Source organism: Streptomyces sp. NPDC044704 (genome assembly GCF_056433525.1).
Genome location: NZ_JBWKGY010000003.1, coordinates 389,974 through 414,659, shown reverse-complemented (window position 1 = coordinate 414,659; position 24,686 = coordinate 389,974). Strand labels below are relative to the sequence as shown.

At 72.3% G+C, this 24,686-nt stretch carries 26 protein-coding genes; 13 read left to right on the top strand and 13 right to left on the bottom strand.

Annotated elements, in window-relative coordinates; translation table 11 throughout:
* Positions 1–92: 92 nt before the first annotated feature.
* Positions 93–857 (top strand): hypothetical protein, encoded by a 765-nt coding sequence (locus AC07B0_RS09410; protein ID WP_356870761.1) that lies wholly within the window; start codon positions 93–95, stop codon positions 855–857.
* Between the two features lie 73 nt (positions 858–930).
* Here AC07B0_RS09410 and AC07B0_RS09405 read toward each other — a convergent pair whose 3' ends face one another.
* The 3 genes from AC07B0_RS09405 to AC07B0_RS09395 are packed head-to-tail and all read right to left on the bottom strand — an operon-like array spanning position 931 to position 2,448.
* Complete coding sequence (locus tag AC07B0_RS09405; protein ID WP_356870759.1) at positions 931–1,149, bottom strand: PspC domain-containing protein; 219 nt, start codon at positions 1,147–1,149, stop codon at positions 931–933.
* A gap of 54 nt (positions 1,150–1,203) precedes the next feature.
* Positions 1,204–1,770, bottom strand: coding sequence for a VanZ family protein (locus AC07B0_RS09400; protein ID WP_467289995.1), 567 nt, complete (start codon positions 1,768–1,770; stop codon positions 1,204–1,206).
* A 51-nt stretch (positions 1,771–1,821) separates the two neighbouring features.
* Positions 1,822–2,448, bottom strand: a complete 627-nt coding sequence (locus AC07B0_RS09395) for a PH domain-containing protein (protein ID WP_478897459.1) — start codon at positions 2,446–2,448, stop codon at positions 1,822–1,824.
* A 130-nt stretch (positions 2,449–2,578) separates the two neighbouring features.
* Between AC07B0_RS09395 and deoC the strand changes: the two genes are divergently transcribed.
* From deoC to AC07B0_RS09380, 3 genes are read left to right on the top strand one after another with little or no spacing between them, the layout of a single operon-like run.
* The gene (deoC, locus tag AC07B0_RS09390; RefSeq protein WP_356871126.1) at positions 2,579–3,541 is read left to right on the top strand and encodes a deoxyribose-phosphate aldolase; all 963 of its coding nucleotides are present in this window, start codon (positions 2,579–2,581) and stop codon (positions 3,539–3,541) included.
* 16 nt (positions 3,542–3,557) lie between these two features.
* On the top strand, positions 3,558–4,997 hold the full coding sequence (locus tag AC07B0_RS09385; RefSeq protein WP_478897457.1) for an aldehyde dehydrogenase family protein: 1,440 nt from the start codon (positions 3,558–3,560) through the stop codon (positions 4,995–4,997).
* Positions 4,990–5,886 (top strand): aldehyde dehydrogenase family protein, encoded by an 897-nt coding sequence (locus AC07B0_RS09380; RefSeq protein WP_467290001.1) that lies wholly within the window; start codon positions 4,990–4,992, stop codon positions 5,884–5,886. Before AC07B0_RS09385 ends, AC07B0_RS09380 begins: the two co-directional genes overlap by 8 nt.
* Positions 5,887–5,964: 78 nt before the next feature.
* Here AC07B0_RS09380 and AC07B0_RS09375 read toward each other — a convergent pair whose 3' ends face one another.
* Positions 5,965–6,315, bottom strand: coding sequence for a hypothetical protein (locus tag AC07B0_RS09375; protein WP_356870751.1), 351 nt, complete (start codon positions 6,313–6,315; stop codon positions 5,965–5,967).
* 154 nt (positions 6,316–6,469) lie between these two features.
* Here AC07B0_RS09375 and AC07B0_RS09370 point away from each other — a divergent pair, with 154 nt between their 5' ends.
* On the top strand, positions 6,470–7,102 hold the full coding sequence (locus tag AC07B0_RS09370) for a uridine kinase family protein (protein WP_356870749.1): 633 nt from the start codon (positions 6,470–6,472) through the stop codon (positions 7,100–7,102).
* 141 nt (positions 7,103–7,243) lie between these two features.
* Here AC07B0_RS09370 and AC07B0_RS09365 read toward each other — a convergent pair whose 3' ends face one another.
* Positions 7,244–7,942, bottom strand: coding sequence for a SigE family RNA polymerase sigma factor (locus tag AC07B0_RS09365; RefSeq protein WP_356870747.1), 699 nt, complete (start codon positions 7,940–7,942; stop codon positions 7,244–7,246).
* A gap of 175 nt (positions 7,943–8,117) precedes the next feature.
* On the opposite strand from AC07B0_RS09365, the gene afsQ1 reads away from it, so the two are divergent.
* Genes afsQ1 through AC07B0_RS09350 form a run of 3 tightly spaced genes read left to right on the top strand, consistent with a single transcriptional unit; the run spans position 8,118 to position 10,907 of the window.
* Positions 8,118–8,795, top strand: a complete 678-nt coding sequence (gene afsQ1, locus AC07B0_RS09360; RefSeq protein ID WP_180291024.1) for a two-component system response regulator AfsQ1 — start codon at positions 8,118–8,120, stop codon at positions 8,793–8,795.
* Complete coding sequence (locus tag AC07B0_RS09355) at positions 8,693–10,279, top strand: sensor histidine kinase (protein ID WP_478897601.1); 1,587 nt, start codon at positions 8,693–8,695, stop codon at positions 10,277–10,279. Before afsQ1 ends, AC07B0_RS09355 begins: the two co-directional genes overlap by 103 nt.
* The gene (locus tag AC07B0_RS09350) at positions 10,263–10,907 is read left to right on the top strand and encodes a hypothetical protein (protein ID WP_356870743.1); all 645 of its coding nucleotides are present in this window, start codon (positions 10,263–10,265) and stop codon (positions 10,905–10,907) included. The genes AC07B0_RS09355 and AC07B0_RS09350 overlap by 17 nt, the downstream gene beginning before the upstream one ends.
* Before the next feature lie 91 nt (positions 10,908–10,998).
* On the opposite strand, the gene AC07B0_RS09345 is transcribed toward AC07B0_RS09350, so the two are convergent.
* The 3 genes from AC07B0_RS09345 to AC07B0_RS09335 form a co-directional block, all read right to left on the bottom strand.
* Positions 10,999–12,654: a phospho-sugar mutase gene (locus tag AC07B0_RS09345; RefSeq protein ID WP_356870741.1), complete on the bottom strand. Its 1,656-nt coding sequence runs from the start codon at positions 12,652–12,654 to the stop codon at positions 10,999–11,001.
* Positions 12,655–12,682: 28 nt separating this feature from the next.
* The gene (locus AC07B0_RS09340; protein WP_356870739.1) at positions 12,683–13,489 is read right to left on the bottom strand and encodes a purine-nucleoside phosphorylase; all 807 of its coding nucleotides are present in this window, start codon (positions 13,487–13,489) and stop codon (positions 12,683–12,685) included.
* Between the two features lie 147 nt (positions 13,490–13,636).
* Positions 13,637–14,074, bottom strand: coding sequence for a gamma-glutamylcyclotransferase family protein (locus AC07B0_RS09335; RefSeq protein WP_356870737.1), 438 nt, complete (start codon positions 14,072–14,074; stop codon positions 13,637–13,639).
* 173 nt (positions 14,075–14,247) lie between these two features.
* On the opposite strand from AC07B0_RS09335, the gene AC07B0_RS09330 reads away from it, so the two are divergent.
* Together AC07B0_RS09330 and AC07B0_RS09325 are read left to right on the top strand one after the other, a co-directional pair.
* Positions 14,248–15,687, top strand: coding sequence for an NAD(P)H-quinone dehydrogenase (locus AC07B0_RS09330; protein ID WP_356870735.1), 1,440 nt, complete (start codon positions 14,248–14,250; stop codon positions 15,685–15,687).
* 187 nt (positions 15,688–15,874) lie between these two features.
* Positions 15,875–16,834, top strand: a complete 960-nt coding sequence (locus tag AC07B0_RS09325) for a DeoR/GlpR family DNA-binding transcription regulator (RefSeq protein ID WP_356870733.1) — start codon at positions 15,875–15,877, stop codon at positions 16,832–16,834.
* A gap of 71 nt (positions 16,835–16,905) precedes the next feature.
* Here the strand turns inward: AC07B0_RS09325 and AC07B0_RS09320 are convergent, their stop codons facing one another.
* Complete coding sequence (locus AC07B0_RS09320; RefSeq protein WP_356870731.1) at positions 16,906–18,666, bottom strand: acetyl/propionyl/methylcrotonyl-CoA carboxylase subunit alpha; 1,761 nt, start codon at positions 18,664–18,666, stop codon at positions 16,906–16,908.
* A 377-nt stretch (positions 18,667–19,043) separates the two neighbouring features.
* Here AC07B0_RS09320 and AC07B0_RS09315 point away from each other — a divergent pair, with 377 nt between their 5' ends.
* A complete protein-coding gene (locus tag AC07B0_RS09315; RefSeq protein ID WP_469376517.1) occupies positions 19,044–19,508 on the top strand; it encodes a hypothetical protein in 465 nt (154 codons plus the stop codon).
* Here AC07B0_RS09315 and AC07B0_RS09310 read toward each other — a convergent pair.
* The 4 genes from AC07B0_RS09310 to AC07B0_RS09295 all read right to left on the bottom strand — a co-directional run bounded on the left by AC07B0_RS09310 (position 19,489) and on the right by AC07B0_RS09295 (position 22,220).
* Positions 19,489–20,121, bottom strand: coding sequence for a nucleoside triphosphate pyrophosphatase (locus AC07B0_RS09310; protein ID WP_467290016.1), 633 nt, complete (start codon positions 20,119–20,121; stop codon positions 19,489–19,491). The genes AC07B0_RS09315 and AC07B0_RS09310 overlap by 20 nt on opposite strands.
* A 47-nt stretch (positions 20,122–20,168) precedes the next feature.
* Positions 20,169–20,303 (bottom strand): morphogenic membrane protein MmpB, encoded by a 135-nt coding sequence (gene mmpB / locus AC07B0_RS09305; protein ID WP_319188909.1) that lies wholly within the window; start codon positions 20,301–20,303, stop codon positions 20,169–20,171.
* Between the two features lie 87 nt (positions 20,304–20,390).
* On the bottom strand, positions 20,391–20,603 hold the full coding sequence (locus AC07B0_RS09300; protein ID WP_356871124.1) for an acyl-CoA carboxylase epsilon subunit: 213 nt from the start codon (positions 20,601–20,603) through the stop codon (positions 20,391–20,393).
* A gap of 21 nt (positions 20,604–20,624) precedes the next feature.
* Complete coding sequence (locus AC07B0_RS09295) at positions 20,625–22,220, bottom strand: acyl-CoA carboxylase subunit beta (protein ID WP_356870725.1); 1,596 nt, start codon at positions 22,218–22,220, stop codon at positions 20,625–20,627.
* A 131-nt stretch (positions 22,221–22,351) separates the two neighbouring features.
* On the opposite strand from AC07B0_RS09295, the gene AC07B0_RS09290 reads away from it, so the two are divergent.
* Together AC07B0_RS09290 and AC07B0_RS09285 are read left to right on the top strand one after the other, a co-directional pair.
* Positions 22,352–23,218 carry a biotin--[acetyl-CoA-carboxylase] ligase gene (locus AC07B0_RS09290; RefSeq protein ID WP_356870723.1) on the top strand — a complete coding sequence of 289 codons (867 nt, stop codon included), beginning with the start codon at positions 22,352–22,354 and terminating at the stop codon, positions 23,216–23,218.
* A gap of 308 nt (positions 23,219–23,526) precedes the next feature.
* Complete coding sequence (locus AC07B0_RS09285) at positions 23,527–24,684, top strand: adenylate/guanylate cyclase domain-containing protein (protein WP_356870721.1); 1,158 nt, start codon at positions 23,527–23,529, stop codon at positions 24,682–24,684.
* The last annotated feature ends 2 nt before the right edge of the window (positions 24,685–24,686 follow it).

Below are 24,686 nucleotides of genomic sequence, written 5' to 3'. Positions count from 1 at the left end.
GCACGCCTCTTCGAGGAGGTGTGCGCCGCGCCGCGCCGTGTGCCACGATCGCCCGTAACTTCCGGTCGACGTACGGGGTATGAGGTTCCGTCATGCGCTTCAAGGCACGATCCACCGCGCCCGTGACGACGGTCGCGCTGCTTCCCGCGCTGCTCCTGGCAGCCGTCGGATGCAGCAGCGCGGGCTCCCCCGCGTCGGGCAGGGCCCCGGACCCCAAGGGCTCCGCCGCCGCCTCCCAGGGCGCGCCCGGCGCGCCCGGGTCCGGCTCCGCCACGCCCAGGGCCGCGGCCACCGGGCTGGAGCGGGCCGCCCTCGAACAGGGCGACCTCGCCGGCTACCAGATCTCCGCGCAGGGCAAGAACCCGAACGCCCCCGACGGCCAGCCGCAGGCCGACAAGAAGGCCTGCCAGCCCCTCGCCGACGTCATGGGCGACAAACCCGACCCCGCCGCGCGCGAGACCGTGAACCGGGGCATCGGCTCCCAGAAGCAGGTCGGCCTCGCCGTCTCCGCCTCCGTCAGCTCGTACGCGGAGGGCGACGCCAAGCGCCTCGTCTCCCGGCTCCGCGACGCCGTCGCCGCCTGCGGCACGGGCTTCTCCGCCACCGTGGAGAAGCAGACCGGAAGCTACCGGGACGTGAAGGCGGTCCCGTACAAGACCGCCGGTGACGAGAGCGTCAGCTGGACCACGATCGCGGCCGCCGGCGGGGTGTCGGCGCAGGTGCACCTGGTCGTCGCCCGGGAGGGCGACACCGTCGTACGGCTGATGGCGCTGAACGTGGCCGGCGCCGGTCAGACGGCGACCGTCCCGCAGGAAGTCGCCGACAAGCAGCTGGACAAGGTCTCCAAGGCCGGCTGACCGGCCCGGCGGCGCGGAACCGGCCCGCGCGGCGGAATTCACCAGGCCGCGCGGCGCGGAACTCCGGCGGAATTCACCAGGCCGCGGAGGCGGAACCGGTGCCCGTCCCGTACTTCTCGTTCGGCAGCAGCAGCCACAGCGCCAGGTAGATCAGGAACTGCGGGCCGGGCAGCAGGCACGAGACCACGAAGATGACGCGCATCGTCTTCGTCTTGATTCCGAAACGTCGCGCGAGGCCGGCGCAGACGCCGCCGATCATCCGTCCGTCACGGGGGCGGGTAATCGCGCTCATGGCTTTCTCCTTCGTAGGGGGACCGCGCCTCGGGAATTCCCCCTGCGCGATGCCTCAATACTCGCGCGGTACCGCCGACAGGACCTCGGTCCAGCGGCCGAGCCCGACCCTGGTAATTCTCGGGGTGGGCCCCTGAGAACGCCGGAGCCTGGCCCTCAGGGCCGGGACGACGGCCACGTGCGCGAGCACCATCCCGGCCGTGTTCAGCAGTACGGAATCCACGTCGACGACCTGTCCGGGGACGGCCGTCTGGAGCATCTCGATGCAGAGGGAGACCAGCATCCCGGCGGCCGCGGTACGGGCCAGGGAGGACCACGCCGACAGTGGCGTCGGCGCGAGCCGCCCCCCGGCCAGCGGCAGCAGCACCCCGAGCGGGGCCAGCAGCGCCAGCCCCTCCCCGATCCGCCGGGCGGCCTCCAGCGGCCCGTACGTCAGGTCCGCCCGGATCCCCTCCAGCGGCGTCAGATTGGCGGCCGCGGCCCAGGGCACGTCCAGGGGCCGCAGGGTCAGCCAGCCCACGACGACCAGATGCGCGGCCAGCAGGACCCCGCTCAGGAGCCGGGGCCGGAGCGGGAGCTGTGTGGCGGTGGCGGCGCTGCCGCTGCCCTCATGACGGTGCACACCTGCGAGGACGCACCCCCCGGCGGCGGCGGTTCCGCTCCGCGGGTGTGGTCAGCCCGTGACGAGCAGCACGATGAGCAGCACCACGCCGGCCACGGCCGGCGCGATGATCTCGAAGGACCACGTGACGCTGACGGAGCCCTGCGCGCCGGGCCGGGCCGCACCCCGCTCGGCGAGCTCGCGCAGTTCGTCCACGACCTTGTCGGCGGCGGCCCGCTCGGGCGCCGCGGGCGCGGCGGCGCCGTCCTTCTCCAGGCCCTTGCCGCTCAGCGCCCCGCGCCGGCTGAACTGCCGGCTGGCCTTCTTGCGCTCGCGCAGCGACACCGGAACCGACCAGAGCTGGTACTTCGCCCCCTCCGCCAGCACCTCCGCCGAGTACCCGGCGCGCACCGCGTCCACGGCGGCCCAGGGCAGCTCGATGACGCGGAACGGATTGCGCACCCGCATCCGGTCGTCATTGGCGAAGACGGCCGGCCGGATGGTGAAGGCCACGGTCAGCGGCACGGCGAAGAGCGCGATGGCCAGCCCGATCCAGCGGCCCACCCCCTCGCCCCGCACGACGGCGTCCCCGCACAGCCACCCGATCATGCCGAGCATCAGCACCCCGGTGACGACGGCCATGGGGGAGCGGTAGACGCGGTCGTCGTAGACCGGCTCGTGGGGGGAGGGCGTAGTCATGCCGCCGATTGTGCCGTACGCACGCGCGAGCGGGGCAAGCGCTCCCGCACCGATGGCGGATGTCACGCCCATATGTGCGCCGTGGGGGGTGACAGGCAGCTACGCGCGTAGATATGCTCATCTGGTGACCATGCCCACCACCCTCACCGCATTCGCTGACGTGACGACGTCCGACAGCGCGCTGCGCCGCTTCCTGCACGGGCTGCCCGGCGTAGACGCAGTCGGCCTGGAGGCCCGCGCGGCCTCCCTCGGCACCCGCTCGATCAAGACGACGGCCAAGGCGTACGCCATCGACCTGGCCATCTCGATGATCGACCTGACGACGCTCGAGGGTGCGGACACCCCGGGCAAGGTCCGGGCGCTCGCCACGAAGGCCGTCCACCCCGACCCGACCGACCGTACGACGCCCATGACCGCCGCGGTCTGCGTCTACCCCGACATGGTGGCCACCGCCAAGGCGGCCCTGAACGGCGCCGACGTCAAGGTCGCCTCCGTCGCCACCGCCTTCCCGGCGGGCCGTGCCGCCCTGCCCGTGAAGATCGCCGACACCCGTGACGCCGTCGCCGCCGGCGCCGACGAGATCGACATGGTCATCGACCGTGGCGCCTTCCTCGCCGGCCGCTACCTCGACACGTACGAGCTGATCAAGGCCGTCAAGGAAGCCTGCGTCCGCGAGGACGGCACGGCGGCCCGGCTCAAGGTGATCTTCGAGACCGGCGAGCTGTCGACCTACGACAACATCCGCCGCGCCTCCTGGATCGGCATGCTCGCGGGCGCCGACTTCATCAAGACCTCCACCGGCAAGGTCGGCGTCAACGCCACCCCCGCCAACACGCTGCTCATGCTCGAAGCCGTCCGCGACTTCAAGGCGCAGACCGGAATCCAGATCGGCGTGAAGCCCGCCGGCGGCATCCGCACCACCAAGGACGCCCTCAAGTTCCTCGTCCTGGTCAACGAGACCGTCGGCGCGGACTGGCTCTCCAACCACTGGTTCCGTTTCGGCGCCTCCAGCCTGCTGAACGACCTGCTCATGCAGCGCCAGAAGCTGAGCACCGGACGCTACTCCGGACCCGACTACGTGACGGTGGACTGAGATCATGGACATGAAGATGCAGTCATCCGCATTCGAGTACGCGCCGGCCCCCGAGTCCCGCTCGGTCGTCGACATCGCCCCCTCCTACGGCCTCTTCATCGACGGCGAGTTCACCGACGCCGCGGACGGCAAGGTCTTCAAGACCGTCTCGCCGTCCTCCGAGGAGGTGCTGGCGGAGATCGCCCAGGCGGGCGCCGCCGACGTCGACCGTGCCGTCAAGGCCGCCCGCAAGGCCTTCGAGAAGTGGTCCGCGCTGCCCGGCTCCGAGCGCGCCAAGTACCTCTTCCGCATCGCCCGGATCATCCAGGAGCGCAGCCGCGAGCTGGCCGTCCTGGAGACCCTGGACAACGGCAAGCCGATCAAGGAGACCCGCGACGCGGACCTCCCCCTGGTCGCCGCGCACTTCTTCTACTACGCCGGCTGGGCCGACAAGCTCGACCACGCGGGCTACGGCGCCAACCCCCGCCCGCTGGGCGTGGCGGGCCAGGTCATCCCCTGGAACTTCCCCCTCCTCATGCTGGCGTGGAAGATCGCCCCGGCGCTCGCCACCGGCAACACGGTCGTGCTCAAGCCGGCGGAGACGACCCCCCTCTCGGCGCTGTTCTTCGCGGACATCTGCCGCCAGGCCGGCCTGCCCAAGGGCGTCGTCAACATCCTGACCGGCTACGGCGACGCGGGCGCCGCCCTCGTCGAGCACCCGGACGTCAACAAGGTCGCCTTCACCGGCTCGACCGCCGTGGGCAAGAAGATCGCCCGCCACGTCGCCGGCACCGACAAGAAGGTCACCCTGGAGCTGGGCGGCAAGGGCGCCAACATCGTCTTCGACGACGCCCCCATCGACCAGGCCGTCGAGGGCATCGTCAACGGCATCTTCTTCAACCAGGGCCAGGTCTGCTGCGCGGGCTCCCGCCTGCTGGTCCAGGAGTCGATCCACGACGAGCTCCTCGACTCCCTCAAGCGCCGCCTCTCCACGCTGCGCCTGGGCGACCCGCTCGACAAGAACACCGACATCGGCGCGATCAACTCCGCCGAGCAGCTCGCCCGGATCACGGCGCTCGCCGAGACCGGCGAGGCCGAGGGCGCCGAGCGCTGGTCCCCGGCGTGCGAGCTGCCGACCGCCGGCTACTGGTTCGCCCCGACGCTCTTCACGAACGTCACCCAGGCGCACACCGTCGCCCGCGACGAGATCTTCGGCCCGGTCCTGTCCGTGCTGACGTTCCGCACCCCGGACGAGGCCGTCGCCAAGGCCAACAACAGCCAGTACGGCCTCTCCGCCGGCATCTGGACGGAGAAGGGTTCGCGCATCCTGGCGGTCGCGAACAAGCTCCGCGCCGGTGTCGTGTGGGCCAACACGTTCAACAAGTTCGACCCGACCTCGCCCTTCGGCGGATACAAGGAATCGGGCTTCGGCCGCGAAGGCGGTCGCCACGGCCTGGAGGGGTACCTCGATGTCTGAGTCCGCGACGCGTCTGAACGTCTTCAAGACCTACAAGCTGTACGTCGGGGGGAAGTTCCCCCGCTCCGAGAGCGGCCGGGTGTACGAAGTGACGGACTCCAAGGGCAAGTGGCTGGCCAACGCCCCGCTCTCCTCCCGCAAGGACGCCCGTGACGCGGTCGTCGCGGCCCGCAAGGCCTTCGGCGGCTGGTCGGGCGCGACCGCCTACAACCGCGGCCAGATCCTCTACCGCATCGCCGAGATGCTGGAGGGCCGCCGGGAGCAGTTCGTCCGCGAGGTCGGCGAGGCCGAGGGCCTGTCCAAGTCGAAGGCGGCCGCCGTCGTCGACGCGGCCATCGACCGCTGGGTCTGGTACGCCGGCTGGACCGACAAGATCGGCCAGATCGTCGGCGGCGCCAACCCCGTCGCGGGCCCGTTCTTCAACCTCTCCACCCCCGAGCCGACCGGTGTGGTCACGGTCGTGGCCCCGCAGGACTCGTCCTTCCTGGGCCTCGTCTCGGTGATCGCCCCGGTCATCGCGACCGGCAACACCGCCGTCGTGATCACCTCGGAGAAGGCCCCGCTCCCCGCCCTGTCCCTGGGCGAGGTGCTGGCCACCTCCGACCTGCCCGGCGGCGTGGTCAACATCCTGTCCGGCAAGGCCTCCGAGATGGGCCCGCACCTGGCGTCCCACCAGGACGTCAACGCGATCGACCTGGCGGGCGCCGACGCGGCCCTCGCCAAGGAACTGGAGATCGCGGCGGCCGACAACCTCAAGCGCGTCCTGCGTCCACAGCCTGTGGACGACTGGAGCGCCGACCCGGGCACGGCGCGCATGACCGCCTTCCTGGAGACCAAGACGGTCTGGCACCCGACGGGTTCGCTCGGCGCGGGCGGCTCCTCGTACTAGACGTACGGGCGGCACCCGCTCATGAACCGGCCCCGGCAGCGACCCCCGCGCTGTCGGGGCCTTCCCGTGCCCACGGCGCTAGGCCTTCGGGAGCACCGGTCCCAGCAGCGAGGACACCGCCGCCGTGGGCAGTTCGCCGACCGACGGGCCCTTGGTCAGGGCGCCCGTCACCATGCCCGTGCCGACGGACGGGAAGTCCGCGACCTGCGTGGCGACGCCGTTGTCGAGGGGGTCCACGCCGGTGTTCGCGAGGGGGTTCACCTTCAGGTTCGTGACCGGGTCGGTCACCCCCGCCAGCGCCGCCGGGACGGAGAGTTCACCGGCCTGGGCCCCGCCGGCCGCCATGGCCAGGGCCGCCCCGGCCATGGACAGGGTCAGACCGGCGGCCCGGAGGCGCTTCGGAGGGGTGGGAGCTGCGTGACGTGCCATGGGTTCCCGCCTGTGGTCGTAGTCGCGTGCGCACACAGGGTAGTCGAGGCGGGTTCCCCGATTCCAACCGGCGGCCCGGCCGCCGTGTGAGGGTTGTCGCAGGGGCCGTCACGGGTGTGCCGTTACGCCCGGTCATGCCTCACACTGGTCTCCCGTGAGCTGCTCTCCTCTGCCTACGCGCGTCGTGCTGCTGACCGGACCCTCGGGATCCGGCAAGTCCTCGCTCGCGGCCCGCTCGGGGCTGCCCGTACTGCGCCTGGACGACTTCTACAAGGAGGGCACCGACCCGACCCTCCCGCTGGTCGGGGGCAGCTCCGACATCGACTGGGACTCCCCGCTCTCGTGGGACGCGGACGCCGCCGTCGCGGCCATCGCGGAACTCTGCGCCACGGGCCGCACGCAGGTGCCGGAGTACTCCATCGCGACCTCTTCGCGGACCGGCACCGAGACCCTGGACATAGCGCGGACCCCGCTGTTCATCGCGGAGGGCATCTTCGCCGCCGACGTCGTGGCCCGCTGCCAGGAGTTGGGTCTCCTCGCCGACGCGATCTGCCTGCGCGGCCGCCCCTCGACCACCTTCCGCCGCCGGCTGGCACGCGACCTGCGCGAGGGCCGCAAGTCCCTGCCGTTCCTGCTGCGCCGCGGCTGGCGCCTGATGCGCTCCGAGCGCGGCATCGTCGCCCGGCACACCGCCCTCGGCGCCCACGCCTGCGGCCGCGACGAGGCCCTCGGCCGCCTGGCCGCCGCCGCGGCGGGCCGCCACCGCACCGCGACCACCCCGGCCTGACCCGGTCCCCCCTCGGACACGCGCAGCCGGACATACGAAGAGGCGGGATCACGCGGACCCCCGACCGCTTGATCCCGCCTCTTCCCCCCGCAGGCCTCCGTCCCACCCCCGTAGGACGGACCCCCTGGCCCATGGTCTGTGTTACGCGACGAGCTCCCCGAAGGACTCCGCCTCGTCACGTCCGAAGCTCAGCGCCTCGTCGTCCCGCAGCCGCCGCAGCGACCGCCAGATGCTCGACTTCACCGTGCCGACGCTGATGCCCAGGATCTCCGCGATCTCCGGGTCGGTGCGGCCCTCGTAGTAGCGCAGCACCAGCATCGTGCGCTGCGGCTCCGGGATGCGGGTCAGCGCCTGCCAGAGCACCGCGCGGAGCTCCGTACCGCGCATCGCGTCCGTGTCGGAGGCCGTCTCCGGCAGCTCCTCGGTCGGGTACTCGTTGAGCTTGCGCCGCCGCCACGCGCTGATGTGCAGGTTCGTCATCGTGCGCCGCAGGTAGCCGCCGACGGCCGCCTTGTCGCTGATCCGGTCCCAGGCGCGGTACGTGGAGAACAGCGCACTCTGCAGCAGGTCCTCGGCCTCGTGACGGTCACCGGTGAGGTGGAAGGCCGTCGCGAAGAGGGCCGCGCGGCGCTCCTGCACGTACGCCGTGAACTCGGCCTCCGAAGCGGAGGAAGGAGTTCGCGGTGCGGCGGGAACCGCCTGGTACTGGTTCGCGTCAATGGCTGTGACGTGCACCGGCCGCGGACGGGCGACCGGCGCCGTACGGACACCCGCCCGGCGGTTCACATCGTGCAGCCGCGTGACAACCGCGCTGGTCGTGGTGCTGTGCAGCGTGTTCATCTCGCGCCCCCCGTCGTGGAGTCTGCTTCGGTCCGTTGGTTCGATGACAGAAGACTGCCCGCCGGACATAACCGGGGTGTCCTTCGACTGTCACAGGCCTGTCACAGCGGCCCGTGGCCCGATCCACGGCGCCCGACGGTCGAAGTCCCGACGGCCGATGGGACAGAATGAGCGCGTGCCTTTCCTGTTGCTGATCGAGGACGACGACGCCATCCGCACGGCCCTCGAACTCTCCCTGTCACGCCAGGGCCACCGTGTGGCCACCGCGGCGACGGGCGAGGACGGCCTGAAACTGCTGCGCGAGCAGCGGCCGGACCTGATCGTGCTCGACGTGATGCTGCCCGGGATCGACGGCTTCGAGGTGTGCCGGCGGATCCGCCGCACCGACCAGCTGCCGATCATCCTCCTCACCGCGCGCAGCGACGACATCGATGTCGTCGTGGGCCTGGAGTCGGGAGCCGACGACTACGTCGTCAAGCCCGTCCAGGGCCGGGTGCTCGACGCCCGGATCCGCGCCGTCCTGCGCCGCGGGGAACGCGAGGCGAGCGACTCCGCCGTCTTCGGCTCCCTGGTCATCGACCGGGCCGCGATGACGGTGACGAAGAACGGCGAGGACCTCCAGCTCACCCCGACCGAGCTGCGGCTGCTGCTCGAACTCAGCCGCCGGCCCGGCCAGGCCCTCTCGCGCCAGCAGTTGCTGCGCCTGGTCTGGGAGCACGACTACCTCGGCGACTCGCGGCTCGTCGACGCCTGCGTGCAGCGGCTCCGCGCCAAGGTCGAGGAAGTGCCCTCCTCGCCCACCCTGATCCGTACCGTCCGCGGCGTCGGCTACCGGCTGGACTCACCGCAGTGATCCGAGCCCTGTTCGCGGGCAGGCGCTGGACCAGCCTGCGGCTGCGGCTCCTCGTCGTGTTCGCCCTGGTCGCGCTGACGGCCGCCGTATCGGCCTCCGGGATCGCCTACTGGCTCAACCGCGAGGCCGTGCTCACCCGTACCCAGGACGCGGCCCTCGGGGACTTCCGTCAGGAGATGCAGCTCCGGGCCGCCGCGCTGCCCGCCGAGCCGACGCCGGAGGAGATGCAGCGGGCCGCCGAGCTGATGGCGGGCAGCAGCCCCGGCTACAGCGTGCTGCTGGTGCACGAGCGCAAGGACGGCCGGAAGGTGTTCGGCGCGGCGGGGGCGGCCTCCTTCGGGCTGAACGACGTACCGAAGTCCCTCCAGCACGCCGTGAACGACCGGCAGAAGACCACGGCCGCCAACGACGCCGAGTACCACATGTACTGGCAGCGGACGAAGCCCCAGGGCAACCCGTACCTGGTGGGCGGGACGCGGATCGTGGGCGGCGGGCCGACCGGTTACATGTACAAGTCGCTGGCCACGGAACGGGACGACCTCAACGCGCTCGGCTGGTCGCTGACGATCGCCACGGGGCTGGCCCTGCTCGGCTCCGCGCTCCTCGCGCAGGCGGCCGCCCGGACGGTGCTGAAGCCCATCCAGCGGCTCGGGGACGCGGCGCGCCGGCTCGGCGAGGGCGAACTGGACCACCGGCTCGACGTGTCGGGCACGGACGAACTCGCCGACCTCTCCCACACGTTCAACAAGACGGCGGAGGCGCTGGAGAAGAAGGTCGCCGACATGAGCGCGCGCGAGGAGGCCAGCCGCCGCTTCGTCGCCGACATGTCGCACGAACTGCGCACCCCGCTGACGGCGTTGACCGCGGTCGCCGAGGTGCTGGAGGAAGAGGTCGACGACCTCGACCCGATGATCGCGCCGGCGGTGGGCCTCGTGGTGAGCGAGACCCGGCGGCTGAACGACCTGGTGGAGAACCTGATGGAGGTCACCCGCTTCGACGCGGGGACGGCGCGGCTGGTGCTGGACGACGTGAACGTCGCCGACCAGGTCACGGCGTGCATCGACGCGCGGGCGTGGCTGGACGCGGTGGAACTCGACGCCGGGCGGGGGATCGTGGCGCGGCTCGACCCGCGGCGGCTCGACGTGATCCTGGCCAACCTGATCGGCAACGCGCTCAAGCACGGCGGTTCGCCGGTGCGGGTGTCGGTGGCCGTCGAGGACGACTGGCTGGTGGTGACCGTCAAGGACAACGGGCCGGGCATCCCCGAGGAGGTCCTGCCGCACGTCTTCGACCGGTTCTACAAGGCGAGCGCGTCCCGGCCGAAGTCGGACGGCAGCGGGCTGGGCCTGTCGATCGCCATGGAGAACGCGCACATCCACGGCGGCGACATCACGGCCGAGAACGGGGCGGACGGCGGGGCCGTCTTCACCCTGCGGCTGCCGGGGGACGTGGGGAAGGTGAGTACGGGTGACGTGGACGCGTAGGGCGGTCCTGCCGGGGGTCGTGGCGGCGCTGCTGCTGGGCGGGACCTCCGCGTGCGGGATCCGGGCGACGACCGTGCCGGTGGACGTGGGGGCGGCGCCCTCGCGGGTGTCCTGCGACACCCCGGAGCGGCCGGAGGGGCAGAGCGGGGTGCAGGGCTTCCGGGCCACGGTGGAACTGGTGTGCGGCTCGCAGCTGGTGGGCGTGGAGCGGATCGTTCCGGTGCCCGAGAAGAGGCCGGTCCGGGACGCGGAGGTCCTGGTCGCCCAGGCGCTGCTGGAACAGCTGGAGCGGCCGCTCTCGGCGGAGGAGCGGGACGCCGGCTTCACGAGCGGGGTCAGGGACGGGCTGACGGCCGCCCCGCCGCGGACGGGCGACCCGGCGGGCACCGTCAGGCTGAGCCGCAAGCCGGAGGACCTGCCGCCGGTGGCGCTGTCGCAGATCGTGTGCACGCTGGCCGGCAGCGACGCCATCTCGGCCGGGCCCGGTCCGGTGGTGCTGGGCGGGCCCGACGCGGATCCGCCGCGCGCCTGGGAGTGCACGGACGCCGTCCGCTCCCGCCCGGAGTCGGTGCCGACGCTGGGCGAGCTGGTCCGCCCCACCCCGGGCCCGTCCCCCTCGGCTTCCTGAGCGCCCGCGCGTCCCCGCGTACGGGAAAGGCCCCCCGGGCCGGAGCTCGGGGGGCCTTCGCCTTGTACGGACGGGCGGCGCGCGGAAGGGATCAGATCCCGGCGGCGGCCGACAGGTCCTTCTTGATCGCGTCCAGGACGCCCTGGCCGCGGCCGCGGGCCGGGGCGAGGTCGGAGGCGTCCTCGACCGGGACGACGACCTCCAGGTAGCACTTCAGCTTCGGCTCCGTACCCGACGGGCGGACGATCACCCGGGCCTTGTAGTCGCCGTCGAGGTGGTACCGCAGGCCGTCCGTGGGCGGCAGCGCGGCCGAACCGACCGACAGGTCCTCCGCCGAGACGACCCGCAGGCCCGCCAGGGACACCGGGGGCTCCGCGCGCAGCGCGGCCATCGCCGAGGCGATCACCGACAGGTCGGAGACGCGGACCGACAGCTGGTCGGTGGCGTGCAGGCCGTGGGCCAGCGCCAGGTCGTCCAGCAGGTCGGTCAGGGTGCGGCCCTGCTCCTTGAGCTCGGAGGCCAGCTCCGCCACCAGCAGGGCGGCGGTGACGCCGTCCTTGTCGCGGACGCCCTCGGGGTCCACGCAGTAGCCGAGCGCCTCCTCGTAGCCGTAGCGCAGGCCCTCGACGCGGGAGATCCACTTGAAGCCCGTCAGGGTCTCTTCGTAGCCCACGCCCGCGGCCTCGGCGATCCGGCCCAGCAGGCTGGAGGACACGATGGACTCCGCGAAGACGCCCCGGGCGCCCTTGTGCACCAGGTGCGCCGCCAGCAGCGCGCCGACCTCGTCGCCGCGCAGCATGCGCCAGCCCGTGGCCGCCGTCGCGTCCGGGACGGCCACCGCGCAGCGGTCGGCGTCCGGGTCGTTGGCGATCACGATGTCCGGGTCCGTCTCGGCGGCCTTCGCGAAGGACAGGTCCATCGCGCCCGGCTCCTCCGGGTTGGGGAAGGCGACCGTCGGGAAGGCCGGGTCCGGCTCCGCCTGCTCGGCGACGAGCACCGGCTCGGGGAACCCGTGCCGGGCGAAGGCCGCCATGACGACGTCCTTGCCGACGCCGTGCATGGCCGTGTAGACGGTCCGCACGCCCCGGGGGGAACCCGGGGTCAGGACGGCGTCCGTACGCTCCAGGTAGGCCTCCAGGACCTCGTCGCCGAGGTCCTGCCAGCCGGCTTCGGGGCGCGGGACGGAGGCGAGGGCCTCGATCCGGTCGATCTCCGCCGCGATCTCGGCGTCCGCCGGGGACACGATCTGGGAGCCGTCGCCGAGGTAGACCTTGTAACCGTTGTCCCGCGGCGGGTTGTGGCTCGCCGTCACCTCGACGCCGGCGACGGCGCCCAGGTGCCTTATGGCGTACGCGAGGACCGGCGTGGGCAGCGGCCGGGGCAGTACGGCCGCGCGCAGTCCGGCACCGGTCATCACGGCGGCGGTGTCACGGGCGAAGTCCGCCGACTTGTAGCGGGCGTCGTAGCCGACGACGACCAGGCCGCCGGCGTGGCCCTGGGCCTTGAGGTAGGCCGCGAGGCCCGCCGCGGCCCGGATGACCACGGCACGGTTCATCCGCATCGGGCCGGCGCCGAGCTCGCCGCGCAGTCCGGCGGTGCCGAACTGGAGCGTGCCGGAGAAACGGTCCGCGAGTTCCGCCGTGTCGCCCGCCTCGACGAGCCGGCCGAGCTCGGCCGCCGTCTCGGGGTCGGGGTCCTCGGCCAGCCAGGCCTGCGCCCGGGTGATCAGGTCGTCCTGTTCCTGCACTGCTTCCGCCTTACCTCTCGTACGTCGATCAGATGCGGGCGAGGACCTGCGTCAGCAGCGTGCCCATGCGGGCGGCCGAGTCGCGGCCGGCCTGGAGGACCTCTTCGTGGTTCAGCGGCTCGCCGGACAGGCCCGCCGCCAGGTTGGTGACCAGGGAGATGCCGAGCACCTCGGCGCCGGCCTCACGGGCGGCGATGGCCTCCAGCACGGTGGACATGCCGACCAGGTCGGCGCCCATGACGCGGATCATGTTGATCTCGGCCGGGGTCTCGTAGTGCGGGCCGGGGAACTGCACGTAGACGCCCTCTTCGAGGGAGGCGTCGATGTCCTTGCACATCGCGCGCAGGCGCGGCGAGTACAGGTCGGTGAGGTCGACGAAGTTCGCGCCGACGATCGGCGAGGTGGCCGTCAGGTTGAGGTGGTCGCTGATCAGGACGGGCTGGCCGGGCTTCATGCCCTCGCGCAGACCGCCGCAGCCGTTGGTCAGGACGACGGTCTTGCAGCCGGCCGCGACGGCCGTGCGGACGCCGTGGGCGACGGCGGCGACGCCGCGGCCCTCGTAGTAGTGGGTCCGGCCGAGGAAGAGCAGCGCGCGCTTGTCGCCGATCTTGTACGAGCGGATCTTGCCGCCGTGGCCTTCGACGGCCGGGGGCGGGAAGCCGGGCAGCTCGGTGACCGGGAACTCGGCCTCGGGGGCGCCGAGCGCCTCTGCGGCGGGGGCCCAGCCGGAGCCCATGACGAGGGCGACATCGTGGGAATCGACGCCGGTCAGCTCGCGCAGGCGGGTGGCGGCGGCGTCGGCGGCGGCGAAGGGGTCGGTAACAGATGCGTTCACGCCGACGAGCGTAGCCGCTCTCGGCCTACGCGCGTAGATGGCACAGCTCACGGTGTTCGGATCGTTGCCTTGTCGTTTCCGCCGAATCGTCCCCGCCGGCCCTTGCGGGGCCCGGGACGTGGCGGGGAGGAGCCGCTGCGGGAGGGCTCAGCAGGGGCGCTTGCGGAGTTCCATCACATAGTCGTGCGGGGCGCCCGCGGACTCGGCGGCGTCGGCGATCTCACCCAGGTAGCGCGCCGAGGGCAGGCCGCCCTCGTAGCCGTTGAGGACGTACACCCAGGCCGCCTCCTCGCCGTCCAGCGTGTGCACGCGCACCCGCATCCGGCGGTAGATGTCCATTCCGACGCCCTCCCACCGGTCCATGGACTCCTCGTCCAGCGGGGCGATGTCGTAGAGGGCGACGAAGACCTGGTGGCGGGGGGCTTCGACGACCGTGGCGAGGGCGCCCTCCCACCCCATCTGCTCGCCGCCGAAGGTCAGCCGCCAGTCGTTGATCCAGCCCGTGCCGCGCAGCGGCGAATGCGGAGCGCGGCGCGTCATCAGCCGCGGGTCGAGGTTGCCGGCGTACGCGGCGTAGAGCGACATGAGCTCGAGGGTACGGGAGGGGCGGCCGGGCACGCGTGCCCGGATGGCGGGACCGGGGGCGAAGCACCTTGAAGCGTGCGGGACAATGGAGCACGGAATGCATCCCCCGGGGAGACCCCCCGGAACGCCGGCCGGGGCGGCAGCCGGCCGGGTAGACGTGAGGCGGACTTTTCGTGACCCGGATCGTGATCATCGGCGGCGGACCCGGCGGGTATGAAGCGGCCCTGGTGGGGGCCCAGCTCGGCGCGGAGGTGACCGTCGTCGACTGCGACGGTCTGGGAGGGGCGTCGGTGCTCACCGACTGCGTGCCCTCGAAGACCCTCATCGCGACCGCCGAGGTCATGACGACCTTCGACTCGTCGTACGAGGAACTGGGGATCGTCGTCGCGGACGACACCCCGCACATCGAGCAGGCCGCGCGCGTCGTGGGCGTCGACCTCGGCAAGGTGAACCGGCGCGTCAAGCGCCTCGCGCTCGCCCAGTCCCACGACATCACCGCCTCCGTGACCCGGGCCGGCGCCCGCGTCATGCGCGGCCGCGGCAAGCTCGGCGGCCCGCAGGGCATCGACGGCACGCGCGACGTCATCGTCACCGCGGCCGACGGCACGGAGACGATCCTGACCGCCGACGCCGTCCTGATCGCCACCGGCGGGCACCCCCGGGAGATCCCGGACGCGATGCCCGACGGGGAGCGGATCCTCAACTGGACCCAGGTCTACGACCTGGAGGAGCTCCCCGAGGAGCTCATCGTCGTCGGCTCCGGCGTCACCGGCGCCGAGTTCGCCGGCGCGTACCAGGCCCTCGGCTCCCGGGTGACCCTGGTGTCCTCGCGCGACCGCGTGCTGCCGGGCGAGGACCCGGACGCGGCCGCCGTCCTGGAGGACGTCTTCCGCCGCCGCGGCATGAACGTCGTCGGCCGCTCCCGCGCCGAGTCCGCCAAGCGGGTCGGCGACCGGGTCGAGGTCACCCTCTCCGACGGCCGCGTCATCACGGGCACGCACTGCCTGATGGCCGTCGGCGCGATCCCGAACACCAAGGACATGAACCTGGAGGAGTCCGGGGTCCGGCTCAAGGAGTCCGGGCACATCTGGACCGACAAGGTCTCCCGCACCTCCTCGCCCGGCGTGTACGCGGCCGGCGACGTCACCGGCATCTTCGCGCTGGCCTCCGTGGCCGCCATGCAGGGCCGGATCGCGATGTACCACTTCCTCGGCGACGCGGTCACCCCGCTCAACCTGAAGACGGTCTCCTCGAACGTCTTCACCGACCCCGAGATCGCGACCGTCGGCTACACCCAGGCCGACGTGGACTCCGGCAAGATCGACGCCCGCGTGGTGAAGCTGCCGCTGCTGCGCAACCCGCGCGCGAAGATGCAGGGCATCCGGGACGGCTTCGTGAAGCTGTTCTGCCGCCCGGGCACCGGCATCGTGGTCGGCGGCGTGGTCGTCGCGCCCCGCGCGAGCGAGCTCATCCACCCCATTTCGATCGCGGTCGACAACAACCTGACGGTCGAGCAGATCGCAAACGCGTTCACCGTGTACCCCTCGCTGTCCGGTTCGATCGCCGAGGTCGCCCGCCAGCTGCACACGCGCAAGGCCGCCGGTGAGGCCTGAGGAACCGTCAACCACCCCTTCCCGTAGGGGGGTTGGGGTGGGCGCCCGGACGGGGTGGGGGCGCGGCGCGGCGGGCCGAGGGTCCACCCGGCCGCGTATACCACTTGTCGACCCGCTTTACGGACAACTTCGGTATTCCGGCGCAAGGAGCTGAAAGCAGACGGTCGTCCGGGTTACTGTCAGTTTCGTGTTCGCTGCAGAACGTCGCCAATTGATCCTCGAAATGGTGCGGGCCAACGGAGCGGTATCGCTCCGGGAGCTCGCCCGCGTCGTCCAGACCTCCGAAGTGACCGTACGGCGGGACGTGCGGGCACTGGAGGCAGAAGGACTCCTCGACCGCCGGCACGGCGGTGCGGTACTGCCGGGCGGTTTCACGCGGGAATCCGGCTTTCCGCAAAAGTCCCATCTCGCCACGGCGGAGAAGACCGCCATCGCCGATGTCGCGGCCGGGCTCGTCGAAGAAGGCGAGGCCATCGTCGTCGGCGCGGGCACCACGACCCAGGAACTGGCCCGCCGGCTGGCGCGGGTGCCCGGGCTGACCGTGGTCACCAACTCGCTGCTCGTCGCCCAGGCGCTCGCGCACGCCAACCGGGTCGAGGTGGTGATGACCGGCGGAACCCTGCGCGGCTCCAACTACGCCCTCGTCGGCAGCGGAGCCGAGCAGTCCCTCCAGGGGCTGCGGGTCTCGCGGGCCTTCCTGTCCGGGAGCGGGCTGACCGCCGAACGCGGGCTGTCCACCTCCAACATGCTCTCCGCGAGCGTGGACCGGGCCCTGGTGCAGGCCGCCGCCGAGGTGGTGGTCCTCGCCGACCACACGAAGCTCGGCACCGACACCATGTTCCAGACCGTGCCGACGGACGTCATGACCCGCCTCGTCACCGACGAGCCGCCCCCGCACGACGACCGGGCGGGTACCGAGCTCCAGGCGCTGGCCGACCAGGGCGTCCAGATCACCGTGGCCGGCGCGGCGGTGGCCTCCGGCGGGGGTCCCGGCGGCGGTGCGGGCGGTGACGGGATGCAGGGGCGCAGGCCCCGGCGGGAGTCCCCCCTCCCGGTCCAGCGGCGCGGCGGACCCGGGGCCCTGAGGCCGGCCGCGATGGCCGAGCCCGGTGAGCGGGCGAGGGTCGCGGACCTGCGCCGGCGGTAGCGGACGCGGATGCGCGAAGGCCCCGCCCGGGCGGACCGGGCGGGGCCTTCGCGTTCGGCGCGTCGCGGACGTCAGTCCTTGATCTCGCAGATGGTGGCGCCGGAGGTGAGGGAGGCGCCGACTTCGGCGGTCAGACCGACGATGGTGCCGGAGCGGTGCGCGTTGAGCGGCTGCTCCATCTTCATGGCTTCCAGGACGACGACCAGGTCTCCCTCGTTGACCTGCTGGCCCTCCTCCACGGCGATCTTGACGATGGTGCCCTGCATCGGGGAGGCGAGGGTGTCGCCGGAGGCGGCCGGGCCGGACTTCTTCGCGGCGCGGCGCTTGGGCTTCGCACCGCCCGCGGCGGCGGTACGGGCCAGGGTCATGCCCAGCGACGACGGGAGGGAGACCTCCAGGCGCTTGCCGCCGACCTCGACCACGACGGTCTCGCGGCCGGGCTCGTCCTCGGTGTCCTCCGCGGCCGGAGCCGTGAACGCCTTGATCTCGTTGACGAACTCGGTCTCGATCCAGCGGGTGTGGACCGTGAAGGGCCCTTCCGCCGGGGCGAAGGCCGGGTCGGTGACGACGGCGCGGTGGAACGGGACGGCCGTGGCCATGCCCTCGATGTTGAACTCGGCGAGGGCGCGGGCGGCCCGCTGGAGGGCCTGCTCGCGGGTGGCACCGGTGACGATCAGCTTGGCGAGCAGGGAGTCCCAGGCCGGGCCGATGACCGAACCGGACTCCACGCCCGCGTCGAGGCGCACGCCCGGGCCGGACGGCGGCTCGAACTTGGTGACGGTGCCGGGCGCGGGCAGGAAGCCGCGGCCCGGGTCCTCGCCGTTGATGCGGAACTCGATGGAGTGGCCGCGCAGGACCGGGTCGCCGTAGCCGAGTTCCTCGCCGTCGGCGATGCGGAACATCTCGCGGACGAGGTCGATGCCCGAGACCTCTTCGGTGACGGGGTGCTCGACCTGGAGGCGGGTGTTGACCTCCAGGAAGGAGATGAGGCCGTCGGCGGCGACGAGGAACTCGACGGTGCCGGCGCCGACGTAGCCGGCTTCCTTCAGGATCGCCTTCGACGCGGCGTACAGCTCGGCGTTCTGCGCCTCCGACAGGAACGGCGCGGGGGCCTCCTCCACCAGCTTCTGGTGGCGGCGCTGGAGGGAGCAGTCGCGGGTGGAGACGACGACGACGTTGCCGTGGGAGTCGGCGAGGCACTGCGTCTCGACGTGCCGCGGCTTGTCGAGGTAGCGCTCGACGAAGCACTCGCCGCGCCCGAAGGCGGCGACGGCCTCGCGGACGGCGGAGTCGTAGAGCTCCGGCACCTCTTCGAGGGTGCGGGCGACCTTGAGGCCGCGGCCGCCGCCGCCGAAGGCGGCCTTGATGGCGATGGGGAGGCCGTGTTCCTTGGCGAACTCGACGACCTCGTCGGCCCCGGAGACGGGGTCGGGGGTACCGGCGACCAGGGGGGCGCCGGCGCGCTGGGCGATGTGGCGGGCGGCGACCTTGTCACCGAGGTCGCGGATCGCCTGCGGCGGCGGTCCGATCCAGGTGAGGCCCGCGTCGATGACGGCCTGGGCGAAGTCGGCGTTCTCCGACAGGAAGCCGTAGCCGGGGTGGATGGCGTCCGCCCCGGAGTCGGCGGCGGCCTGCAGGACCTTCGCGATGTCGAGGTAGCTGGCGGCCGGGGTGTCACCGCCCAGCGCGAAAGCTTCGTCTGCCGCGCGGACGTGCAGGGCATCCCGGTCCGGATCGGCGTAGACGGCTACGCTCGCGATCCCTGCATCCCGGCATGCCCGAGCAACGCGGACAGCGATTTCGCCACGGTTGGCGATGAGCACCTTGCGCACGATGGCTCCCTCCTTGAAACAAGCTGAGTTTAGGGACAGTCGACACGGCCTTTCGACCCTGATCCAGAGGTGAGCTTGCCCACACAGAGCGTGATTCGAGGCAGGCTCGAGTCTGAAAACCCTTGTGTCGCCCCAGGTCAGGGAGATCCCAGACTGCACAGTAACCCTGTTGGACGGCGGAGGTCTCTGTTCACCGGGTCAGCGGCCCCTGCTGATTCTTTGTGGAGTCCCTACGAACGGCCTATGCATTCTTTGCGTGAGAGCCGTCACGGGGGGCCTCCGTAACGAAGCCGCCCCGGCCTCTTGTCCGCAGGTTTACTCGTTAGTAGCCTCCAGGACGTCGAACACGCTTGTGACGTGTGGGGGATGGGGGCGTCGTGCTGCGCAGATTCGTGGCCGGGCTGGCCGCGGTCGTGCTCGTCGCGGAAGCGGCGCTGCTCGTACTCGTCCACCTCGTGCTGGGCAGGACCACCGCGAACCAGTCGATGTCCATCGCGGGCAGCGACCCGGAGCTCATGTCCACGGCCACCTACGTGATGGGCGCCGGCATCGGCGCGTTCCTGCTCCTGTGCGCCGTCCTGCTCGCCGTCGCCGCCGTACGGGACCTGCCGCCCGGCCGCTTCGCCCGCGTCGTGCTCGTCGTCGCGGCCGTCGTCCACGGGCTGCTCGGCACGCTGTCGGTCGGACTCTCCGGCTGGATGGTCTTCGCCGCGCTGATGCTGGTCCTGTGCCTGCTGGTCCTGAGCCTGATCCTCTACGCCGCTCCCGCCGCGGACGCCTCCGACGGCCCGCCGCAGGCGCCCCCGGCGCCGCGCGGGGAGGTCAGGCCCACAAGTCCGTGATGGCCACGTCCAGTTCGCCCAGCAGGGAGCGCAGCAGCGGCAGCGACAGGCCGATCACGTTCCCGGGGTCGCCGTCGATGCCGTCGATGAACGGAGCCGACAGGCCGTCCAGGGTGAACGCGCCGGCGACGTGCAGCGGCTCCCCGCTCGCCACGTACGCCGCCACCTCCGCGTCCGTGGGCTCGCCGAAGCGGACCGTGGTGGAGGCGGTCGCCGAGACCTGACGGCCGTCCGCCGTGTCGATCACGCAGTGCCCGGTGCGCAGCACGCCCGACCGGCCCCGCATCGACTTCCAGCGGGCGGTGGCCTCCGTGGGGTCCGCCGGCTTGCCGAGCGCCTCGCCGTCCAGCTCCAGCACCGAGTCGCAGCCGATCACCAGGGCGCCCGCGGCCTCCTGGAGGCCCGCCACGACGGCGGCCTTGGCCTCGGCCAGGGCCAGTGCCAGGTCGGCCGGGTTGTCGTGGTTCAGCGTGTCCTCGTCGAAGCCGCTGACGATCACGTGCGGGGCGAGCCCGGCCTGCCGCAGCAGGTTCAGCCGGGCGGGGGAGGCGGAGGCGAGGACCAGCGTGCGACGCCGGTTTCCGGGCAGAGGGGTTGCGGTCATGGGGGCCATCGTAGGACGGCCCCGGAGGCCGCACGGTGCCGCGGCCGGTCACGGCACTAGAACGGGGCGACGCCGAGGACGTACACGCCCACGACCATCGCGAGGACGAGGACGACGAGCAGCCGTCGGAGCATCGCCTGCGCGTCCCGCATGTCCTTCGGGGGCTCGTCCTTCGGGTCTGACCAGAGCATGTTCCGATCCTGGCGCCGGTACGGCAGTGGCGCCTGAGTACTCGTACTCAGGCGCCACCGTCCGTTCACGTCATCTTCGGCCGGGCCTCAGCCCTGGCCGGGCCAGTACGTACGGCCCCACGCGCGCGGCCCGGGGCGCGGTACGCGCTGGCGGGCCACCCGGGCGGGTGCGGCCCACTCGTCCGGTACCCGGGGCGCGCCCGACGGGGCCGAGGCCAGCGCCGCCGCGCGCGCTTGGACCACCGCCAGTGCGGCGGCCAGCTCCTCGGGGGTCGGATTGCCCTTGACGACCTTGATCACCACAGAGACCTCCTCGGGGGCTTACAGGGGGATGTTGCCGTGCTTCTTCGGGGGCAGGGACTCCCGCTTGGTGCGCAGCTGGCGCAGGCCCTTCACCACGTGGGCGCGGGTCTCGGACGGCATGACCACCGCGTCGACGTAGCCGCGCTCGGCCGCCGTGTAGGGGTTGAGCAGGGCGTCCTCGTACTCGGTGATGAGCCGTGCGCGGGTCTCGTCGGCGGTGCCGGCGGCCTCCGCCTCGGCGATGGCGCGGCGGTGCAGGATGTTGACCGCGCCCTGGGCGCCCATGACGGCGATCTGGGCGGTCGGCCAGGCCAGGTTCAGGTCCGCGCCGAGGTGCTTGGAGCCCATGACGTCGTAGGCCCCGCCGAAGGCCTTGCGGGTGATGACCGTGATCAGGGGGACGGTGGCCTCGGCGTAGGCGTAGATCAGCTTGGCGCCGCGCCGGATGATTCCGTTGTACTCCTGGTCGGTGCCGGGGAGGAAGCCCGGTACGTCGACGAACGTCAGCACCGGGACATTGAAAGCGTCGCACGTCCGGACGAATCGTGCAGCCTTCTCGGAGGCGTTGATGTCGAGGCAGCCGGCGAACTGCATCGGCTGGTTCGCGACGATGCCGACCGGGTGCCCCTCGACGCGGCCGAAGCCGGTGAGGATGTTCGGGGCGAACAGCGACTGCGTCTCCAGGAACTCCGCGTCGTCGAGCACGTGCTCGATCACGGTGTGCATGTCGTACGGCTGGTTCGCGCTGTCCGGGATGAGCGCGTCGAGTTCGAGGTCGGTGCCGGAGACCTCGGTGTCCGCCTCCTCGGGGAAGGCGGGCGGCTCGGACAGGTTGTTCGACGGCAGGTACGCCAGCAGGGACTTGACGTACTCGATGGCGTCCTTCTCGTCGCCCGCCATGTGGTGGGCGACGCCGGACGTGCTGTTGTGGGTGCGGGCGCCGCCGAGCTCCTCGAAGCCGACGTCCTCTCCGGTGACCGTCTTGATGACGTCCGGTCCGGTGATGAACATGTGCGAGGTCTGGTCGACCATGACGGTGAAGTCGGTGATCGCGGGGGAGTACACCGCGCCGCCGGCGCAGGGGCCGACGACCAGGCTGATCTGCGGGATCACGCCCGACGCGTGGACGTTGCGGCGGAAGATCTCGCCGTACATGCCGAGCGCGCTGACGCCCTCCTGGATGCGGGCGCCGCCGGAGTCGTTGATGCCGACGAGCGGGCAGCCGGTCTTCAGCGCGAAGTCCATGACCTTCATGATCTTCTGTCCGTAGACCTCGCCGAGGGCTCCGCCGAAGACCGTGAAGTCCTGCGAGAAGACGGCCACGGGCCGGCCGTCCACCGTGCCGTAGCCGGTGACGACGCCGTCGCCGTAGGGCCGGGTCTTCTCCAGCCCGAAGTTGGTCGAGCGGTGCCGGGCGAACTCGTCCAGCTCTACGAAGGACCCCTCGTCCAGCAGCAGTGCCACCCGCTCACGGGCCGTCAGCTTGCCCTTGGCGTGCTGCTTCTCCACGGCTCGCTCGGAACCTGCGTGGGTGGCTTCCTCGACTCGGCGCCGCAGGTCCGCGAGCTTGCCCGCGGTCGTGTGGATGTCGATCGGCTCTGAGGGTTGTGACATCGGGGTCGCGGCTCCCTGTGTGGTGTCAACTGCCTGGTCAATTGATTGACTGCTGCTGGCTACTGGTGCGTAGCGTATCGGCGGGCATGGCGCTCGGCAGTGCGGCGTTTGACACACCTACATTGACTTGCATGACGCCATCAGATGCTTCATCCGGAGCTTCCGCGGGACGCTGGTCGAGCCTGGACCGGCCTCCCCTCAACGCCGCCGCCCTCCAGCGGGCCCTCGTCACCGAGGGCGGGCTGTGGACCTCCCTGGAGGTCGTCCCCGCCACGGGGTCCACCAACACCGATCTCGCGGCGCGGGCCGCCGCGCTGCCCGAGGGGGCGGTGCTCGTCGCCGAGGAGCAGACGGCGGGGCGCGGCCGCCTCGACCGCAGCTGGACGGCGCCGGCCCGGTCGGGGCTGTTCTTCTCCGTCCTGCTCAAGCCGGGCCCGGCCGTGCCCGAGGAGCGGTGGGGGTGGCTGACGCTGCTGGCCGGGGTGGCCACCGCGGCCGGCCTGTCCCGGGCGGCGGGCGTGGACACCGCGCTCAAGTGGCCCAACGACCTGCTGGTCACGGTGGACGGTGACGAGCGCAAGACCGGCGGGATCCTCGCGGAGCGGGTCGCGGACGGGGTGGTCGTGGGGATCGGCCTCAACGTCACCCTGACGGAGGACGAGCTGCCCGTACCGGCCGCGGGCTCGCTGCTGCTGGCCAAGGCCTCGGCGACGGACCGGGACCCGCTGCTGAAGAGCGTGCTGCGCTCGCTGGAGCAGTGGTACGGGAACTGGCGCGAGGCCGGGGGCGACCCGGGCGCGAGCGGGCTCCAGGAGGCGTACGCGGCGGGCTGCGCGACCCTCGGCAAGCACGTGCGGGCGGACCTGCCGGGCGGGCGGGCCCTCACCGGAACGGCCGAAGCGGTCGACGCGGACGGGCGGCTGGTGATCCGTACGGCCGACGGCGAGCGGGAGGCGGTGGGGGCGGGCGACGTGGTGCACCTGAGGTCGGTCCACTGACCTTGCCGTCGCCCGGCCGGGCGGGGGCGGGCGCGGGGTCGCGTCGGGGGCGGCCGTCGCCCGGCCGGGCGGGGCGGTCGTCCCCGCGGCTGCGGCTCCGCTGCCGGGGGCGCCGCAGCCGGGGGCCCCGCCCACGGGCCCCCGCGCCCCGGACGCCGGCGGGGCCGGATCGCCGGGTGAATATGCCGGAGCCCGTCCTCCGGAGAGGGAGTGAGGTACGGCACACCTGCCGTATGGTTTAGGCGATCCCGGTCCTCCCGGTGATCACTCGGTTCGGCAGTGCGCACGGAATGGACAGGAGGCGGCCCTTGACCGTCGACGGCTCTTCGTCCAGCGCGTCCGGGTCCGGTTCCGCGAGCGGTCCCGGCACCCCCATCGGGCGGGACCAGCACACGCCGCACCACGAGGTGGACCACACGGCGCAGCCGACGGCCGATCCGCTGGCCATCCGGCTGGAGCAGCTGATCCTGGGCGCCGAGCGCCGGTACACGCCCTTCCAGGCCGCCCGCAGCGCCGGGGTGTCGATGGAGCTGGCCTCGCGCTTCTGGCGGGCCATGGGCTTCGCGGACATCGGGCAGGCCAAGGCGCTGACGGAGGCGGACGTACTGGCGCTGCGGCGTCTGGCGGGTCTGGTGGAGGCGGGGCTGCTGTCCGAGCCGATGGCGGTGCAGGTGGCCCGGTCCACCGGGCAGACGACCGCCCGTCTGGCCGAATGGCAGATCGATTCCTTCCTGGAGGGGCTGACGGAGCCGCCCGAGCCGGGGATGACGCGTACGGAGGTCACGTACCCGCTGGTCGAGCTGCTGCTGCCGGAGCTGGAGGAGTTCCTCGTCTACGTGTGGCGGCGCCAGCTGGCGGCGGCGACGGGGCGGGTCGTGCAGGTCGCGGACGACGAGGAGATGGTCGACCGGCGCCTCGCGGTGGGCTTCGCGGACCTGGTCGGCTTCACGCGGCTGACGCGGCGGCTGGAGGAGGAGGAGCTCGGCGAGCTCGTCGAGGCCTTCGAGACGACGGCGGCGGACCTGGTGGCGGCGCACGGCGGCCGGCTGATCAAGACGCTGGGCGACGAGGTGCTGTACTGCGCCGACGACGCGGCGACGGCGGCGGAGATCGCGCTGCGGCTGATCGAGACGATGGAGGCCGATCCGCAGATGCCCGAGCTGCGGGTGGGCATCGCCTTCGGGACGGTGACGACCCGCATGGGCGACGTGTTCGGGACGACGGTGAACCTGGCGAGCCGGCTCACCTCCATAGCGCCGAAGGACGCGGTGCTGGTGGACGGGGCGATGGCCGAGGAGCTCGGCCGGGTCGGCGCGGCGCCGCTCTCGGAGAAGTCGGCGGAGCTGGAGGAGGGCGGCGGGACCTACCGCTTCGCGCTCCAGCCCATGTGGCAGCGGCCGGTCCGCGGGCTGGGTGTCGTGGAGCCCTGGTCGCTGACGCGGCGGACGCCTAAGATCCCGACGTAACG

Bases quoted from the DNA above. Each gene is read 5' to 3' on its own strand.
- mmpB (WP_319188909.1), bottom strand. From the start codon at position 20,303: ATGCTCTGGTCAGACCCGAAGGACGAGCCCCCGAAGGACATGCGGGAC.
- AC07B0_RS09290 (WP_356870723.1), top strand. From the start codon at position 22,352: ATGACGCCATCAGATGCTTCATCCGGAGCTTCCGCGGGACGCTGGTCG.
- AC07B0_RS09395 (WP_478897459.1), bottom strand. From the start codon at position 2,448: ATGACTACGCCCTCCCCCCACGAGCCGGTCTACGACGACCGCGTCTAC.
- AC07B0_RS09380 (WP_467290001.1), top strand. From the start codon at position 4,990: ATGTCTGAGTCCGCGACGCGTCTGAACGTCTTCAAGACCTACAAGCTG.
- AC07B0_RS09375 (WP_356870751.1), bottom strand. From the start codon at position 6,315: ATGGCACGTCACGCAGCTCCCACCCCTCCGAAGCGCCTCCGGGCCGCC.
- AC07B0_RS09405 (WP_356870759.1), bottom strand. From the start codon at position 1,149: ATGAGCGCGATTACCCGCCCCCGTGACGGACGGATGATCGGCGGCGTC.
- AC07B0_RS09295 (WP_356870725.1), bottom strand. From the start codon at position 22,220: ATGTCACAACCCTCAGAGCCGATCGACATCCACACGACCGCGGGCAAG.
- AC07B0_RS09365 (WP_356870747.1), bottom strand. From the start codon at position 7,942: ATGAACACGCTGCACAGCACCACGACCAGCGCGGTTGTCACGCGGCTG.
- AC07B0_RS09385 (WP_478897457.1), top strand. From the start codon at position 3,558: ATGCAGTCATCCGCATTCGAGTACGCGCCGGCCCCCGAGTCCCGCTCG.
- deoC (WP_356871126.1), top strand. From the start codon at position 2,579: ATGCCCACCACCCTCACCGCATTCGCTGACGTGACGACGTCCGACAGC.
- AC07B0_RS09410 (WP_356870761.1), top strand. From the start codon at position 93: ATGCGCTTCAAGGCACGATCCACCGCGCCCGTGACGACGGTCGCGCTG.
- AC07B0_RS09335 (WP_356870737.1), bottom strand. From the start codon at position 14,074: ATGTCGCTCTACGCCGCGTACGCCGGCAACCTCGACCCGCGGCTGATG.
- AC07B0_RS09310 (WP_467290016.1), bottom strand. From the start codon at position 20,121: ATGGCCCCCATGACCGCAACCCCTCTGCCCGGAAACCGGCGTCGCACG.